The sequence below is a fragment of the Poinsettia branch-inducing phytoplasma str. JR1 genome, from assembly GCF_000309465.1.
Taxonomy (GTDB): Bacteria; Bacillota_I; Bacilli_A; order Acholeplasmatales; family Acholeplasmataceae; genus Phytoplasma; species Phytoplasma pruni.
The window spans coordinates 1-244 of record NZ_AKIK01000185.1 but is presented as its reverse complement, the minus strand read 5'-3'; the positions used below and the strand labels follow the sequence as shown (position 1 = coordinate 244).

At 34.8% G+C, this 244-nt stretch carries 1 protein-coding gene; it reads right to left on the bottom strand.

Annotated features, from left to right (window positions below):
* Positions 1-244 (bottom strand): AAA family ATPase (locus ON17_RS03200; RefSeq protein ID WP_040849965.1); only part of this gene is annotated, 244 nt, incomplete at both ends.

The following is a 244-nucleotide window of genomic DNA, read 5'->3' as shown; positions in this document are numbered from 1 at the left end:
TACTAATTGAGGCGCAATTCCTTTATATTTTTGGGAAAAAATGGAACTGCTTACTTCAAAAAAAGGGAGATTAGTTTCTTTGGCTAAGGCTCTGGCTAAGGTTGTTTTACCTGTACCAGGGATACCATACATTAAGATACCTAAGGGCGAATCAACCTCGCCAATATTGGTATAGTTTTCTTTGTTATTAAGGTAATCAATGAATCCTTCGACTGCTTTTAATTCTTCTTTGAAACCAATTAAT